The sequence below is a fragment of the Maledivibacter halophilus genome (genome assembly GCF_900167445.1).
Classification (GTDB): domain Bacteria; phylum Bacillota; class Clostridia; order Peptostreptococcales; family Caminicellaceae; genus Maledivibacter; species Maledivibacter halophilus.
In genome coordinates, this window is sequence record NZ_FUZT01000017.1 from 21,617 (window position 1) to 38,841 (window position 17,225).

The 17,225-nt window shown below is 30.4% G+C and carries 18 protein-coding genes; 15 read left to right on the top strand and 3 right to left on the bottom strand.

The annotated features are described in order from the left end of the window. Window positions 1-23 precede the first annotated feature (23 nt). From B5X81_RS23385 to B5X81_RS23395, 3 genes are read right to left on the bottom strand one after another with little or no spacing between them, the layout of a single operon-like run. On the bottom strand, window positions 24-758 hold the full coding sequence (locus B5X81_RS23385; RefSeq protein WP_079495393.1) for a hypothetical protein: 735 nt from the start codon (window positions 756-758) through the stop codon (window positions 24-26). After that, on the bottom strand, window positions 751-2,919 hold the full coding sequence (locus B5X81_RS23390; protein ID WP_079495394.1) for a M1 family aminopeptidase: 2,169 nt from the start codon (window positions 2,917-2,919) through the stop codon (window positions 751-753). Before B5X81_RS23390 ends, B5X81_RS23385 begins: the two co-directional genes overlap by 8 nt. Beyond that, window positions 2,912-3,790, bottom strand: coding sequence for an ATP-binding cassette domain-containing protein (locus B5X81_RS23395; RefSeq protein ID WP_079495396.1), 879 nt, complete (start codon window positions 3,788-3,790; stop codon window positions 2,912-2,914). Before B5X81_RS23395 ends, B5X81_RS23390 begins: the two co-directional genes overlap by 8 nt. A 244-nt stretch (window positions 3,791-4,034) precedes the next feature. On the opposite strand from B5X81_RS23395, the gene B5X81_RS23400 reads away from it, so the two are divergent. The 15 genes from B5X81_RS23400 (at window position 4,035) to B5X81_RS23470 (ending at window position 17,167) form a co-directional block, all read left to right on the top strand. Beyond that, window positions 4,035-5,162 carry a DUF5711 family protein gene (locus tag B5X81_RS23400; RefSeq protein WP_079495397.1) on the top strand — a complete coding sequence of 376 codons (1,128 nt, stop codon included), beginning with the start codon at window positions 4,035-4,037 and terminating at the stop codon, window positions 5,160-5,162. A 36-nt stretch (window positions 5,163-5,198) separates the two neighbouring features. Then, entirely contained in the window at window positions 5,199-5,921 is a 723-nt protein-coding gene (locus B5X81_RS23405; protein ID WP_244282230.1) for a CvpA family protein, read from the top strand. Between the two features lie 178 nt (window positions 5,922-6,099). After that, a complete protein-coding gene (yedF, locus tag B5X81_RS23410; protein WP_079495400.1) occupies window positions 6,100-6,690 on the top strand; it encodes a sulfurtransferase-like selenium metabolism protein YedF in 591 nt (196 codons plus the stop codon). A 14-nt stretch (window positions 6,691-6,704) separates the two neighbouring features. Then, window positions 6,705-6,977: a DUF3343 domain-containing protein gene (locus tag B5X81_RS23415; RefSeq protein ID WP_079495402.1), complete on the top strand. Its 273-nt coding sequence runs from the start codon at window positions 6,705-6,707 to the stop codon at window positions 6,975-6,977. Between the two features lie 6 nt (window positions 6,978-6,983). Continuing rightward, complete coding sequence (locus tag B5X81_RS23420; protein WP_244282227.1) at window positions 6,984-7,868, top strand: mechanosensitive ion channel family protein; 885 nt, start codon at window positions 6,984-6,986, stop codon at window positions 7,866-7,868. A 134-nt stretch (window positions 7,869-8,002) separates the two neighbouring features. Continuing rightward, window positions 8,003-8,194 carry a DUF951 domain-containing protein gene (locus B5X81_RS23425; RefSeq protein WP_170917576.1) on the top strand — a complete coding sequence of 64 codons (192 nt, stop codon included), beginning with the start codon at window positions 8,003-8,005 and terminating at the stop codon, window positions 8,192-8,194. Between the two features lie 160 nt (window positions 8,195-8,354). Next, entirely contained in the window at window positions 8,355-9,539 is a 1,185-nt protein-coding gene (locus B5X81_RS23430; protein WP_079495403.1) for an aminotransferase-like domain-containing protein, read from the top strand. Window positions 9,540-9,776: 237 nt separating this feature from the next. Beyond that, window positions 9,777-10,064: a 30S ribosomal protein S6 gene (gene rpsF / locus B5X81_RS23435; protein WP_079495405.1), complete on the top strand. Its 288-nt coding sequence runs from the start codon at window positions 9,777-9,779 to the stop codon at window positions 10,062-10,064. A gap of 31 nt (window positions 10,065-10,095) precedes the next feature. Next, window positions 10,096-10,509, top strand: a complete 414-nt coding sequence (locus B5X81_RS23440) for a single-stranded DNA-binding protein (RefSeq protein ID WP_079495406.1) — start codon at window positions 10,096-10,098, stop codon at window positions 10,507-10,509. A 15-nt stretch (window positions 10,510-10,524) separates the two neighbouring features. Then, window positions 10,525-10,749, top strand: coding sequence for a 30S ribosomal protein S18 (rpsR, locus tag B5X81_RS23445; RefSeq protein WP_079495408.1), 225 nt, complete (start codon window positions 10,525-10,527; stop codon window positions 10,747-10,749). A gap of 337 nt (window positions 10,750-11,086) precedes the next feature. Continuing rightward, window positions 11,087-11,416 (top strand): MazG-like family protein, encoded by a 330-nt coding sequence (locus B5X81_RS23450; RefSeq protein WP_079495409.1) that lies wholly within the window; start codon window positions 11,087-11,089, stop codon window positions 11,414-11,416. A 73-nt stretch (window positions 11,417-11,489) separates the two neighbouring features. After that, window positions 11,490-12,425: a YybS family protein gene (locus tag B5X81_RS23455; RefSeq protein ID WP_079495410.1), complete on the top strand. Its 936-nt coding sequence runs from the start codon at window positions 11,490-11,492 to the stop codon at window positions 12,423-12,425. 15 nt (window positions 12,426-12,440) lie between these two features. After that, window positions 12,441-14,435, top strand: a complete 1,995-nt coding sequence (locus tag B5X81_RS23460) for a DHH family phosphoesterase (protein ID WP_079495411.1) — start codon at window positions 12,441-12,443, stop codon at window positions 14,433-14,435. Then, window positions 14,435-14,881, top strand: a complete 447-nt coding sequence (rplI, locus tag B5X81_RS23465; RefSeq protein WP_079495414.1) for a 50S ribosomal protein L9 — start codon at window positions 14,435-14,437, stop codon at window positions 14,879-14,881. The genes B5X81_RS23460 and rplI overlap by 1 nt, the downstream gene beginning before the upstream one ends. A gap of 279 nt (window positions 14,882-15,160) precedes the next feature. After that, window positions 15,161-17,167 (top strand): methyl-accepting chemotaxis protein, encoded by a 2,007-nt coding sequence (locus B5X81_RS23470; RefSeq protein ID WP_079495416.1) that lies wholly within the window; start codon window positions 15,161-15,163, stop codon window positions 17,165-17,167. Window positions 17,168-17,225 lie beyond the last annotated feature (58 nt).

Consider the following 17,225-nt stretch of genomic DNA (forward strand, 5'->3'; position numbering starts at 1 on the left):
TTAAATACCCCTCTTATTTTATGCTAAATAGTTTCAGATTTTTTGCAAGTTATTACAAATAGTATTATACCAAATAATACAAAGATGGCTCTGCTGATCATAAAATCCATGGGTATATTATAGGGAACTATTCCCGTAGTGTTATCCTTCCACACTGTATATCCATAATTTAAAAGAAAATTATTTCCATATAAATCTATCCAAACTGGAAATTTAAAATTTAGACCGTTTAAAAAGGCAAAGGGGATTAAAGCATACAGGAGTTTTAAGCTCATCTTTCCAACAATCATACAAAGTCCTAAAAAAAGTATAAAGCTGGGGATTAGAAAATATATGATTGGCTTTATAAAGCTTGCATAATTATAAAACTTAAATAATACACCATAGTATATAAAGCTGATTATTATTGGAATAAACAGAGTAGTTAAGTAAGCTATAAATATGGAAGCTGCCTTTATAGTATAATATTTTGTTTGAGTTATAGGTGTAGAATATATTATTTTTCTGGCTTTAATTTCTTTTTCAGAAAAAACATTTGTAGATAAAAGTATTAAAATAGTTATAAGTAGTGGAGAAATTAATGTTGTAAAGTTTGAATAGCTCCACTTTGAAAAGGGAGCAGTACCATACTCCCCGTGGATTACCAGCCTCAATAATTTATCAGATGTAGATAATATTAAAATTAAAGACATATAAAAATATTTTTTATTAAAAACTAATCTTTTAATTTCATGCTTTATTAAACTTAAATTATTCAAAATTCATAGCCTCCTCTGTTAAATCCATTTCATTTAAGAAATTTTCATAGGTTAATTTGCCAAACCGATGGCTGTAATAAATCTTTGAGAGATTAGATAAAAACTTATCCTCTCCAATACGTTCTTCTGCCGCCAAAAGCATTATTGGCATCTTGTGATATGCTTGCATTTTTTTATACTCAAGCTCTAATTGTTTGGCGTAAAATTTACTTAGCTTTTTCTTTTCCCTTGGATTTTTTATGTAATAGTTGTTATTTAGTTTGTTTACGTTACTATTCCATGAAAAAAGGAAATAACTAGATTCCTTTTCACCGAATTTATTCTCCATATATTTACAAGATGAATAATTAGCCAAGCCCTCACTACTCCAAGGCATATCACCAACTGGTTCTACTGATGTTCCCCACCATTGATGAGATATTTCATGGGCTATTAGATTTATATCATGGAGAAAAGTGAAATCACTTTTTCTAAATATATCTATATCATCATTTGCTTTTTTTCCCAATTCCCTGTTTAGTATGTATTCAGCAAAGGTAACAATATTTATGGATGAATGACCTCCTGGTTTATATATAGATGTTTCAACTATTTTAAGTGGATATTTATCTGAAGGATATGCTCCAAAGTTTTTTTCGTAAAAAGCAAATATATCTATTAAATAATCTTCAATATTTCTATGTTTAATGTACTCTTCATGTCTTGGGCTGTAGTAAAATTCTATAGGGGTATTGCCTAAGCTCAGTTCTTTTTTTACATATTTACCTGCAAAAACTGCTAAATCCATACTTGGTGCTTCTAAAGTATAATTCCATTTTTTGTATCCCTTCTCTTTTGTAACTTCTGTAAGTTTACCGGGAGTTACTAAAGACAAATTATCCGGGGCTTTAAAATATCCTGTACTTGTAATCATTTTCTTTGTTTCTGTAAGGGGTCTAAAAATCCAGTTTGAATTTTCCAATAAGTATATGCTGTCGTTACATATGTAGCCTGCATATCCCATGGCGCCATCATATTTGATGTTCCCACTATAGGATATGTCGATTGAAATATTTTTTTCTTTAGGAATGTTTATATAAATTATATTTGTACTATTTTTTCTTTTATAGTTTTCTGTTTTTCCATTCACTTTAACATCTTTTATATCAAGACCTTCATTAATGGAAAACTTAATGTAATCAGCTTTAGAATTATTATGAAATTTATAGTTTACATTGGCCTCCATTTTACCTTTATCGGCATAGAATACAACTTGAGGATTGATTTCTTCAAGCATTACTTTAGATATTATTTCTTCATTATCAGCTATAATGCTATTATATTTGTTCATATAGGGCTCTTTAACCCATATAAAAGATATGCCTAAAATACTTATAAATAGCAACAAGGGTATAATATTTGATTTCATATTTATTTTTAATGATCTAAAGAGGGTTAAAGTATATCTTCTTCTGCATAATAGGCCTAATAACAGTATAAATATAGCTATACATATCCAAAGAAGCCTATTGTACTCAATTAATTTACCTGCTGGCTTTATACCGGCAAAATCAGAAAAAACAGGTATGGCAGGTTTTACCCACAGTAATAAATAATTTGATGAAAAAACCCCTATGGAGTATAAAATTCCCATGGATAAAAGACTAATATCTATACTGTCGGTTATCATGTATAAACCGCTGCTTATAACTATCGATAAAGCTAGGGGAATAAGTAAAATTATAGTGTATGTATAGGCATATATTGAAAATTCAATTGGTATATTAAATATAAAATTTTGAATTCCCAGTACTATTATCAAGCCTGATAATACAGTGATGAGGGAAATAGATATTATTGAAATCATTCTTATTACATTAAGCTTAAAATAGTTTATAGATGAATGAATTATATCTATTGTATTTTTTCTTTGATCTTTACTAAGGGTTAGAACTGTTAATATGCAGAATAAAAGAGCACCTAATGTTATTCCATACTGGGCACTTCCAAAGGATATGGTCGTGGAAGTTTTCTTGATTTCGTGCATCATCATTTCATTTGAATTGTTTATTGAATTTATTCCAAAAACCATAAAGACATTCATTAGAAATATACTTGCTATGACGTTTTTTTGTTTCAGTAGAGTTTTTATTTCATTTTTTAACAATACTAAGTTATTCATGGGTAAAGACTCCTTCCATCATCATACAATACATATAGGCATCTTCTAAAGATGGAGTAATTTCTGCTGTATTAGGGGGTAAGTTTCTTGCAACAACCCTATAGTCCATTCCTTTAGCTGTTACTCTAGTTGAAACAATCTTTAAATCTTTTTCATAAAGTTCGTCTTCTACCCCTTCCTGCTCAATAATCCCCACATGGCCAAGGGATTTTTTTACCAGTTCATTGGGTAATCCGTCAAATAAAATCTTACCCTTATTGAGTATAATAAGGCGGTTGCATATGGATTCTACATCTTCAATAATATGAGTGGATAAAATTACTATTTTTTTACTGGCTCCCTTTGAAAATAGATTTCTAAACTTAATTCTTTCTTCCGGGTCAAGACCTACCGTAGGTTCATCTACAATAAATATTTCCGGGTCGTTTAGCATTGCCTGGGCTATTCCTACTCTTTGTTTTTGACCTCCTGATAGGGTTTTTATCTTTTCTTTTTTCTTTTCTGTTAAATTAGTTTCATAAATGCATTTTTCAATGATTTTCTTTTTATTATTTCCTATTCCTTTTAAGCAAGCAATATAGTCAAGGAACTCTTCTACCTTGAGTTCATCATATAATCCAAAATCCTGGGGAAGATATCCTAATCTTTCCTTTAAATAATTTTCGTTTTTCCTAAGATTTTTGTTATCTATATTTATAGACCCAGAGCTGGCTTTAAGCTGACCTATTAAAAGCTTCATAAGTGTGCTTTTCCCTGCTCCATTGGGACCAACCAGACCTATCATTCCGGGACCTTTAATATCCAAGTTTATATTATCAAGGGCCTTCACTTTTCTGAAATTTTTACTTAAATTTTTAATATTTATTTCCATTTAAATCACTCCTTCATTACTTATTCGTATCTGCAAGGAGAAAAGTTACACCCAAATTTAGTTCTAATTTGTTATAACTAAACAATGACTTAAAGATTGAACAAATTCAATTTGTATTCAAAACTAATTAGAAATATCCTAATCTTGTAACTTGCAGCTTGGATCTAAAATATGTCGTCAGACATATTTATAATATGTTATAATAAAATCTAAGATAAATTGACCTTTTAAGGGGTGAAGGACCTTGACCAAAAAAAGGAGAAAGAGTAACAATCTTAGACTTATAATTTCTTTACTAGTAATTGCTTCTATTGGTTTTGGAGTGGTAAAGTTTGTTGGATTTATAACCTCTATTTTTAGTGATGAAGGTTTGACTTTAAAAAAGACAGAAGCTATTGAATATACAGGAAGAAAGAATGAGGATAATAAGGTAAATATAAAAAGCTTTAATGGATATATTATTAAATTTGAGGAAAAGAAATTAAGTGCATATAATGAAGACGGAGAGCAAATATGGGAAAAGGAATTAGATATTGAAGATGTTATTTTAAGTGGAAATAAAAGTTATATAGCAGCTGTAGATTCCTTAAAGGGAAAGATATATTATCTAGATTATGAGGGGAAAATAATAATAGAAAAAAGTGTTGATAAGAAGGTAATGGATGTAAAACTCAATGATTCCGGATATGTTTTGATTATGCTGGAAAATGAGGTTTTCGTTTTTGATGAAGCTGGAGAAATTGTTTCCAATTTTATAATCCCAAAGGGTGAAATAATTGATGGAGAATTGTCGATGGATAATAGTACAATAGCTCTTACAATCCTTGTGGTTGAGGAAAATAAATTCTATAGTAATATTTTGTTTTATTCTCTGGATGGTAAGGTGCTAGCTGGGAAAAAATTTGATAATGAGGTTACTTATAAGATATTTTTAACTAGGGATAACAATTTGGTGGTTCTAACTAATAATAGCATGATGATGATGACTACAGAGGATAATATTTTGTGGGAAAAAGATATTGGAGAAACTTTAAACAAAGGAATTTTGACGGAGAATGAATTATTAATACTTAATCTTATTAAAAAGAACAACACAATAATAGATACTAAAAATAGGAGTGTTATTAGCCAGGTAGATTTAAATGGAAATGTTTTAAGTAATACTCCTGTTGCAGGAGAAGTATTGGGACTTGATGTAATAGATGATAGAATAGCTGTCTTTACAGATAGAACAATATATGTTATGGATAAAAAAGGAAATAAAATTATAGAGAAGAAAATTAACAAAGACATAAAAAATATAAACTGGATTTCTAAGAAGAAGCTTTTGATTATCTATAGGAGTAAGCTTGAAATAATGGAGATAGGCTAGTAGGTTTGAGGGGAGGGGGACAAACCAGTGAATTGGATGGATGTATGTGTTATCATTATTATTGTAATAACTGCCCTTAAAGGACTTAGCATAGGTCTTGTACTATCTTTTTTTAATATAGCTGGTTATATAGTAGCAGGTATTATTGCAAAAATATATTATCCTTTTGTATCTAAATTTATAATAGAGAATACAAATTGGTTTTATAGGGTACAAGGATTTATATTTAAAAATATGAAGTACTTAGCAGGAAATGATGCACAAGCTGGTGAGGGCTTGCAGAAAAATGTTTTTCAAATGATGAATTTACCAAAAACCTTGGAAAATTTATTTATGAAAAGCGATGCTTTTACACAGTATAATGAGGACGCAATGTACAATATTAATACATATATATCAGAATTAGTTGCTAAATTAATATTAGATTTATTTAGTATAATAATAATTTTTATAATAGCAAAAATAGTATTAAATATTTTAGCAGGGGTATTAAATGGATTGGCTTCACTTCCAATTATTAATCAGTTTAATAGTCTGGGAGGACTTGTGTTTGGAGCTTTAAAGGGTGTGATTATAGTATTCATATTTGCTGCTGTAATGATTCCTATCGTTTCAATTTTTCCAAATAGCTCACTGGTAAATTCTCTACAAGCTTCAAGTATTGCAAAGTCCTTTTATGATTACAATATTCTTTTATATATGCTTAAAAATATTGTAGGCTATAGTGACTATTTGAGCAAATTAGGTTTCTTAATATAGATTTGTTTTACTATAGAAAAAAATTATAGAAAACAAATAATTATAGAAAAAAATTATAAGAATAATTTTAAAATACCTACTTTAATACTGGGTATAAGTATTATAATAAAGATATGTGAGAAAATTTAATTTATATTAGATTCTAATGTTGATTATCCATAATGAGGAGGAATATAGAATGAAGCATGAAGTTGACGCAAGGGGAATGCAGTGTCCTAAACCAGTTATTGAAACTAAAAAAGCAATAGAAACTATAGGTCAGGGAACTATAACTACTATAGTTGATAATGAAATAGCTAAGGAAAATGTATCCAAATTAGCTAAAAGTTTAAACTATGATGTGGATGTGAAAGAGATAAATGGAGATTATTATGTAAATATTAATAAAGAAGTATTAGAAAATGATTTTATGCCAAAGAGTAGAGCTTCAACTAAGGATTTGGTAATTGTTATAGGAAAAGATTCAATGGGAGATGGATCGGAAGAATTAGGAAAGGTTCTTATAAAAGGATATTTTTATACGTTGACTGAGCTTAAGCCATATCCTAAGGCGATATTGTTTATAAATGGTGGTGTTAGACTTACTACAGAGGGCTCTGAAGTTATAGATCATATAAGAACCTTAGAAAGCGAAGGGGTAGAAATTCTTTCCTGTGGCACATGCCTAGATTACTTTAATTTAAAGAACAAGCTAATGGTAGGTGGAGTTTCCAATATGTATACCATAGTAGAAACAATGAATGAAGCAAAAAATACTATTAGAATTTAAAAGGAGTAGTTAGTTTGGAAAAGGAATTTTATGTAATAGCCTTTGAATCAACCCATTATGCAATTATGATTGAAAAAAAGTTAAAGGAAAAATATAATATTCAAACAATACCTACACCTAGAGAAATAACTGCAAGCTGTGGATTATCCATAAAATTTGAAGGTGAAATCTTAGAAGATATAAAAAATGAGTTAATATATCAAAAATCTGACATGAATTTACTGAATATATATAGAATAATAAGGGTAGGAAATAAGAAGGAAGCAGAAAAAATAAATTGGAGGTAATAGACTTTGGAGATCCAACAAGCATTTTCGAATTTTACCGACGAGATGAAGATTATGATGGCTGAATATTTGAGCCCCGATAAAATTGGTAAAGTGTTGGTTAAAGCCACAAAAATTATACTAATAATAATTTTAGCTAGGCTTGTAATTAGAATTACGAATGCTTTGATAGACAAGTTTATTGACAATAGAGATAAGGTCAAGCTTAAACTTGATGAAAGCAGAATTAATACGGCAAAGGGAGTATTAAAGAGCATCACAAGGTATACTATTTATTTTATTGCCCTTGTACCCATACTTGCTGAAATGAACATAGATATTAAAAGTATAATAGCTGCAGCAGGAATAGGAGGTCTTGCCATAGGTTTTGGTGCTCAAAACCTTGTTAAGGATATTATAACAGGGTTTTTCATATTGTTTGAAGATCAGTTTGCAGTAGGGGATTATATAGAAATAGAAGGTAAGAATGGAGTAGTAGAGGAGATGGCCTTAAGAATCACTAAGATAAGGGATTTTAGCGGAGATCTTCATATAATTCCAAATGGAGCTATTACAAAGGTTACCAATAGATGTAGAGGCAATATGAGGGCAAAGGTGGATATGAGTATAGCCTATGAGGAGAATATAGAAAGGGCTATAAATGTCTTAAAAAGGGCGAGCGAAAGTATTTCCAAAGAGAATAATGATATTATTGAAGGGCCAATTGTTCTTGGGGTTACAAGTTTTGGAGCCTCTGATGTTATTATTACAATTATAGCCAAGGTAAAGCCAATGTCTCAGTGGGAAGTGGAGAGAATCATGAGAAAAAGATTTAAAGAAGTTTTTGATGAAGAAGGAATAGAAATACCTTATCCAAAGAGAGTCGTTTATAATGAAAATACAAGTGAGTAATAAGATATAGAGATCAAAGGGAATCACTTATTTATACATATCAAAAGCTCTTAGAAATCCTAAGGCTTTGATATGTGTAAATGGATTTTTGTTATGAAAATTCTACATCTTTATTGTTAGGAGGTGTATTATCTATGCCTATGGAATTGAATGTAGGTGATATAGTTGAGACAAGGAAAAATCATCCCTGTGGCAATAATAGATTTGAAATAATGAGAACAGGAATGGATTTTAGAATTAGATGTTTAGAATGTAATAAACAAATATGGATATCGAGGCCAAAACTTGAAAAGAGAATAAAGAAAATAGAAAAAAATGATGAATAATAAAAGATGATATCAAAAAAGGTATCATCCTTTTTAGTTAAAAAATTATCAAAAAATTTTATAACTAAAAAAATTTCAATAATTACAAAAAAGTGATATAATGTAAATAGTCGGGTAAACCTTTTCCAAATATTAAAATATTTTGGAGGTGTATTTTATAATGGAATTGAATTATTCTGATCGCATGGGAGGTATTAAGGCTTCTGAAATTCGTGAGCTACTAAAACTCACTGTGAGACCAGAGGTTATATCCTTTGCAGGAGGATTGCCAGCACCAGAGTTGTTTCCTGTAGAAGAATTGAAGAAGGTATCGCAAAAGGTTTTAGAGGAAGATGGACAGAGTGCTCTTCAATATAGTCCAACAGAGGGATTTCCTCCTCTAAGAGAAAAGATAGCCGAAAGAATGGAAAAGATGGGTGTAAAGACAGCTGCTGATAATATTTTAATTACAAATGGATCCCAACAGGGACTTGATTTTAGTGGTAAGATATTCTTAAATCCAGATGACATTGTTATTGTTGAAAGCCCAAGTTATTTAGGAGCTATAAATGCTTTTAAGGCATATCAGTGTAAATTTCTTGAAGTACCTACTGATAATGATGGTATGATTATGGAAAAGCTAGAAGAGGCCCTTAAGACTAAGGAAAACATCAAAATGATATATGTAATTCCTGATTTTCAAAATCCATCGGGAAGAACATGGTCATTAGAAAGGCGACAAAAGTTAGTAGAGCTAGCTAATGAGTACAACTTACCTATTATAGAAGATAACCCATATGGAGAATTAAGATTTGAGGGTGAAAGATTACCTTCAATTAAGTCAATTGATACTGAAGGAAGAGTAATATTTCTTGGAACTTTTTCAAAGACATTTTGCCCTGGACTTAGAATAGGCTGGGTATGTGCAAGTGATGAAGTACTAAATAAATATATATTAGTTAAACAGGGGGCAGATCTTCAAAGCAATTCTATGTCTCAAAGAGAACTGGATGCATTTTTAGATGTATATGATTTAGATGAACATATAGAAAAAATTAAAAAATTGTATAAATCTCGTCGTGATCTTATGCTGGAGACAATGAAAGAACATTTTCCAAAGGAGGTTAAGTTTACCCATCCTGAGGGCGGATTATTTACCTGGGCAGTATTGCCTGAGCATGTTAATGCAAGGGAGCTTATGAAAAAATCCCTTGAAAGGAACGTTGCATTTGTACCTGGAGGGTCATTTTTCCCTAATGGTGGCAATGAAAATACAATGAGAATAAATTATTCAAATATGCCTGAAAATAGAATTGTTGAAGGAATTAAGATTTTAGGAGAGGTTATAAAAGAAGAATTAAAATGAAAAAACTATAGGAATTATAAGTAAAGACTTTAATTTTAGACGGAGTTATATTTACTATAGGATATATAAATAAAAAAAGCTATACTTTTTAGAGTATAGCTTTTTTTAAAATATAAAAATATGATTTATATATTGAATAAAAGTTAGATAAATGATATAATCTAAAGTTGTGAATATAAAATATATTCTCTCTGCTCTGCTTGAGTAGGGCCATGAAGACCATAGGGAGGTGTAAAAATGAGAAAGTATGAAACTATGTTCATAGTAAAACCAGATGTTGAAGAGGAAAAAAGAAATGAATTAATCGAAAAATTCAAGGGAATCATTGAAACAGATGGTGAAATTGAAGAGGTTAATGAATGGGGAACAAAAAAATTAGCCTATGAGATTGATAAGCTCAAAGAGGGTTACTATGTGCTAATTAATTTTAAAGCAAATACCGATTTGCCTAAAGAATTAGAGAGAAATTTCAAAATAACTGATGGGATCATTAGATATATCGTTATTAATTTAGAAGAGAAATAGAGAATCTAAAAATAATAAGGTGGGGGATCGAATGAATAGTGTAGTAATGATTGGAAGACTTACCAGAGATCCTGAGCTTCGTTTCACAGCAGGTAGTGGTAAGGCAGTTGCCACCTTTTCTATAGCAGTAGATAGACCATTTTCTAAGAATAGAGAAACGGATTTTTTCAGAGTAGTTGTATGGGGAAAAGCAGGTGAGAACTGCGCTAATTATTTAGCAAAAGGAAGATTAGTTGGTGTACAGGGTAGATTACAAAATAATAGATGGGAAGATCAGGACGGAAGAAAACGTAATAGAGATGAAATAGTGGCCGATAGAGTAGAATTTCTTGAATGGGGAAATAAAAAAGACAATAATGACAACTTTAATCCTGAACTACCAGATTTTAATGATGGTGCAGACGATTTTCAAGCTATAGAAGACGACGATGATGTTCCGTTTTAGGACAAGGAGGGAAGTATGTTGAGAAGAAGAAAAAGAAAAAAGATTTGTAGTTTTTGTGCTAATAAAGTTAAGCAAATAGATTATAAAGATACTAAATTTTTACAAAAATATGTAACCGATAGAGGAAAAATTCTTCCAAGAAGAATAACTGGTAACTGTGCTAACCATCAAAGACAGTTGACTAGAGCCGTTAAAAGAGCAAGAATTATGGCATTATTACCATTCTCCATAGGTGAATAAAATATTTATGAATATATTTAGCACAAGGATTGTTTATATAGACTCTCCTTGTGTTTTTATATTTTTATGTAATATAATTTATATAGTGAAATAAATTTAATTGTTTTAACAGAGATAGATATTATTTTATCTTAAGTTTATAAATCTTTAAAAGCGTATACCTATAATAAAAGCTGGCTTATATGAGGAAATTAATATAAAATATACATATTACATGCATATTTGTTATAATGTATATAAGTTGTAATAAGATTTTACAGAGGGCTTTACACAATTTTTTGTTAATAAACAGTTTAGCTTGTTTATTGATAAAAGATTTAAAGCAGGGGGGAATAAGATGTCTTTTGATAATAATGGTATAGATATTGCAAAGAATATAAAGATAATAGAGTGGTTAAAAAGTGAACTATTATCTTCTTTAGCGTCTTTATTTGAGCTTCTAGTTAAGGGAATAAAGGGCAGGCAGGAAGCTATAGGTGATATACTTGCCAATATTATTTTAGTTACCTATGTATTGGCAAGAAGATTGGGAATGAGTTATTCTAATTTAGATATGCGTGTTAATGATAAAATAAAACTTGGAGTTTTGGAAGATCATAAAATTGAGAGTTGGTTTGGGGATTTATCGGAACTTAAAAAACATATGGACAGAAGCAGTAAAAAATAGATTTTCTGTAAAATACAACCCTAATATATGTAAAACTATATAATCAAACCTTTATAAATAGGGAGTGGATATTTTGGATGGGAAAAAGAAAACCAGTTCTATGGTTGGGTCAGCTTTAATAACAGCTATAGCGGTTATTTTTACGCTGGCTGGTACATATATACCCTTTTTAGGTATACTATTAATATTTTTACCTGCTCCTTTTATTATAATTGGAGTCAAAAATGGAATGAGATATAGTGTTATATCACTTATAGTAGCATCTATTATGATAGGAATTTTTACTGGACCATTAAAGGCTGTACTTTTTATTGTAACCGCAGGATTATCTTCTATTGTGATAGTATATATGGTAGAGAAGAAATATTCCTTTAATTTAATATTTTTATTTGGAAGTATTGCATCGGTAATATCTATAATAATATCCTTGGCATTGATGCCTAAATTTATTGGAATTGGATTTGTAGAACTGATGGAGAAAACAATAGATCAAACAAGGCAAATTTATAATAATTTTTTTGAGATGGCTGGAACAGACTTTGAACAAAAGGAAGAAATTTTAAGTATGCTGGATGTATACTTGATAATCATTCCTTTTCTTATCATTGTCTCATCTGCATTTACAACATATGTAAACTATGTAGCTTCTGGAGCTGTTTTAAGAAGGATGGGATTAACTATAGAGAAGCCAAGAAAATTCTCATACTTTAAGCTTCCAACTAATTTTGTTATGGGTGCCTTTGTAATAGTGATATTGACTTATATAACCAATAAGTTTGATATTATTAACTCTGATGCATTAAATTTTAATATTGGACTTCTATTTGAAGTAGTTTTTATTATGTTGGGATTGGCTGTTGTAAGTTTTTTTATAGAAAAGAAGGGGATAAAAGACACCTTTAGAAGAATAATTTTAGTATTTATTTTATTAACTCGATTTTTCAATGTGCTTTTGTTTTTGGTTGGAGTGATTGATGCTATATTTAACATTAGAAAATTAGAAAGCTAGGTTTGGAGTGTAATTATGAATAATAAAAGATTTCTTAAAGTCTTAAATCCCGATACTAAAATTTATCTTTGGATTATTCTAGTCCTTGTTGTGATTATTGCTATATACAATTTATATGCCGGCGGTGCAGGAGTGGTTTTATTAGCATATCTAATTTATCATAGCTGGAAAACCAACTATGTCCGAAGAGAAAAATGGAAAAAATATATTGAAAATTTATCTGCGGAAATAGATTCTGTGGCAAGATATTCTTTGTTAAATTTGCCAATACCTTTAACAATAGTTGAGTTTGACGGCCGTATATCATGGTATAATTCAAAATTTATAGATATGATGGATAAAAAAGATATACTTGATAAAAACATTGAAGATATCATGCCTTCACTTGAGATAAGCAAGCTTTTGGAAGATGAAAAACAAAAAATAAAAGACATTAAGATAGATGACAAGGTGTATAGCGTTCGCCATAATATCGTTAAGCTTGACAATGACCGTGAAGAAAGATATATCATAATGATTTATTGGATAGAGAAAACTAATTTTTACAATTTGAAGATTAAATACAATAATGAAAAGCCCAATGTTGCATATGTGCAGGTGGATAATTATGATGATGTTCTTAAAGAAACAGATGAAGAATATAGACCCCTGGTTAATGCTGAAATAGATAGAAAGGTTAACTTATGGGTTTCTAGAATGAATGGTGTAGTAAAAAAATACCAAAAGGATAAATATATAGTTGTATTTGAGAATAGATATTTGGATAACCTTGAAGCAAAGAGATTTACAATCTTAGATGATATAAGGGAAATAGATTTAGGAAATAGAATTCCAGCTACTTTAAGTATAGGAGTAGGGGTAAATGGAAAAAATTTCAGCCGATTGGAGGAATTTGCAGCTTCAGCCTTGGAGCTTGCTTTAGGTAGAGGTGGAGATCAGGCTGTAGTTAGAAAAATAGATTCCTTTGAATTTTATGGTGGAAAAACTAAAGCTGTAGAAAAAAGAAATAAGGTAAAGGCAAGAATCATTGCCCATGCCTTAAGGCAATTGATTAGTCAAAGCAATAAAATAATAATAATGGGACATAAGGATCCTGATATGGATAGCTTTGGAGCAGCCATAGGTGTATATAGGGCAGCTGTTAATAGAGGTAAGGAAGCCTATATAGTTTTAAATAGAATAAATGCAGCTATTGAAAGTGTATATTCAAAGTTCAAGGGTAAAGAAGAATATAATTTTATAAGCTGTGATGAAGCAGTAGAATTATTTGAGGAAAAGGACCTTTTAGTGGTGGTTGATACCCATAGACCAAGTTTTACCCAGTGTCAGGAGCTTATAGACAAAAGTGATAGAACTGTTCTTATAGACCACCATAGGAGGGGAACAGAGTTTATAGACGATACTGTGCTCACCTATTTGGAGCCCTATGCGTCATCGGCATGTGAGCTTGTGGCAGAAATTCTTCAGTATATGGATGATAAGATGAATCTGGAAAAAATAGAAGCGGAAGCCATGCTAGCTGGAATAGCCGTTGATACCAAGAATTTTTCATTTAAGACAGGGGTGAGAACCTTTGAAGCAGCTTCGCTGCTCAGAAGAGGTGGAGCTGATACTACAGATGTAAGACAATTATTTCAGGATGATATTACTACATTTATTGCCAGGGCAAATGTAGTTAGAAATGCAGAAATAATAAAAGAAGGAATTGCCATATCAGTATGTGATGAAGATATTAAGAGTCCTCAATTAGTGGTGGCCCAAGGGGCAGATGAGCTTTTAAATATAAAGGGAATAAAAACCTCCTTCGTTATTGGTACCAAGGAAGATGACATAGTATTCATAAGTGGAAGATCCCTTGGAGACATAAATGTCCAAAGAATTTTAGAAAAATTAGGTGGAGGAGGGCATCTTACAGTGGCAGGGGCTCAACTTAAAGATTTAACAACCCATGAGGTAAAGAAGATGCTAATAAATGCAATTGAAGAATATTTGGAGGAAGGTGAGAAATAATGAAAGTTATATTATTAAAGGATATTAAAGGAACAGGTAAAAAGGGAGATGTGATCAATGTAAGTGATGGTCATGCAAGAAACTACCTGGTGCCAAGGGGATTAGCAAAGGAAGCGACAAAGGGAAATATAAATAAACTTAAAGCTCAAAAAGCTTCTGAAAAGAAAAGACAAGAAAAGGAACTAAAAGAAGCTAAGGCGCTGGCAGAAAGAATATCTAATATAACTCTTAATTTTAAAAGTAAGGCAGGAGAAGGTGGAAAGCTGTTTGGCTCCATAACTTCTAAGGATATAGCTGCTAATCTTAAGAAAAATCATAAAATAGATATTGATAAGAGAAAAATTGTTTTAGATAGTCCTATAAAGGAACTAGGAGCAAGATATGTTGATGTAAAGGTTTATCCTGAAATATCTGCTAAGATGAAAGTTAATGTTACAGTTGAATAAAAGTAATATAATATTTTAAGGAAAAGCATCCTATTTTAGTAAGTAAATAGGATGCTTTTATTGTGCTGTAAAACAATTGGATTTTCATATTTTTTCTTAGAAATTTATTGTAACTTAAGTCCCTATGAAGCTAGTAAATTTATCCCATTTCACAATAATTCAATAAATAAAAATATTATGTAATATATAATGATGTAAGGAAGAAATCCGTCGAATAAAGTCAAATTATTTCTTTAATCTAGGGGATTAAAATTATAAATGATTGGGGAGTGAATCTATTTGAAATTAAAAAGTAAAATATTAATTCCTATTGTACTGATTATAATAGGAGCAATGACTATTTTAGGGATGTTTAGCTATAAAGCTGTAAAAGAGGATTTAGTTTTAGACATTATAAAAACCCAGCTTAGTGGCGCACTAAAAACAGCAGTAAAGACTGTGGAGTCAAGGGATAATATGGTTGAAATTACCAAGGAAGCCCTTAATAAAAAGGGAATAGCACTATCAAAATCTGTGGCACAATTGATTAATGAAAATCAAAAATTGCTTTCTACTGAAAACATGAAAAAAATAGCTGATCAGCTTGGTGTAGATGAGATACATGTCACGAATGAAAATGGAATATTGACCCATGGTACCATAAAAGATTTTTATGGTTTTGATTTTAAAACAAGTGAGCAAACTAAGCCCTTTCTCAAGATACTTGAAGAAAACAGTTTTACTTTAGCCCAAGAACCTATAGCTAGAGGTACTGACAAGAGATTATTTCAATATATAGGTTCAGCAAGACTTGACCAGAAAGGGATAGTTCAGATAGGGTTACAACCAAAGGCTATAGAGGATTTAATTAAGGTAATGGATTTACAGGACATTATTAAAAATATACAAGTTGGAAAAGAAGGCTATGCATTTGTTGTTGACCTAAATGGAGAAATAATAGCTCATCATAATAGCGAGGAGATAGGAACAAATATTAAAGAATTTGACTGGAGTAAAGGTATTTTTCAAAATAATGAAGATATGATTGAATATACATATAATGGAGTTATAACTCATGCTGCATTTAAGAATATAGGTGATAAAATAATAATAATTTCTATACCCGAAAGTGAGTTTATGCCAGTTTTAAATAAACTTGGAGGAAAAATACTATCATCAATAATATTTATTATTATACTTTTAACTGTATTGGTTTCCTTATTAATAAAAAAATTAGCTATAAAGCCAATTAATGATCTAGTTAGTGCTATAGATAGAGTTGGAACAGGAGATTTAAACGTAAGAGTAAATATGAAGTCAAAGGATGAAATCGGATTATTGGGGAACCATTTTGATGAAATGATAGTGAATATAAAAAATATAATTACACAAATAAAGGATACAGTAAATGAACTGAAGGGATCATCGGAAACAATATCTAATTCTACAGAAGAGGTAAATACCTCAACTGAAGAAATATCCCAAACTATTCAAGAGATTGCCTCAGGTGCCAATGATTTATCAGGAGAGACTGCTAAATCATTAGAAATAACTAATAATTTAGCAAAAAGCTTAAGAAATATCACTGATAAGTTAAAAACAGCTAAGAATAATACTGGTTTTATGATGGAAAAGAATGAAATAGGAATTACATCAATTACAAATCTTCAAAAAAAATTCGAGGAAAATACCCAGTCAACTATGGATGTTGCAAGGGACATAGATGATTTATCGGAGAAGTCAAAATCAATTGAAACAATAGTTGCAACTATAAATTCAATAGCAGAGCAGACTAATCTTCTGGCTTTAAATGCGGCTATAGAAGCTGCAAGGGCTGGTGAGGCCGGTAAAGGATTTGCAGTTGTGGCAGAAGAGGTGAGGAAATTAGCTGAAGAATCAGGAAATGCCACCAATGATATACAAGAAATAATAGATGAAATAAGAAAAATAATAGATAATACAAATAGTAGTATGGGTAATGCTAAAGTTATAGTAGAAAGTTCAAATTCGTCATTAAAGGAAACTAAGAGGGCCTTTGATGAAATTACATTAGCAATAGATAAGTCTACTAAATTAGTGCATTCGATTAATAAAGATATAGAAGAGATAAATTCTATTAAAGATAGCACATTAGAGTCTATAGAAAATATATCATCGGTATCACAGCAATCTGCAGCATCAACTGAAGAAATTAGTGCTTCATCTGAGGAGCAGAGTGCTTCAATGGAAGAAATCACAGCTTCTATACAAAATTTAAATAATATGATAAAAGAATTATCTGATATGATAAGAGTTTATAAAATGTAAGATTATAAAAAGGAATTAGTTCATTATGAATTAATTCCTTTTTGTTTTTGAAAAAAAT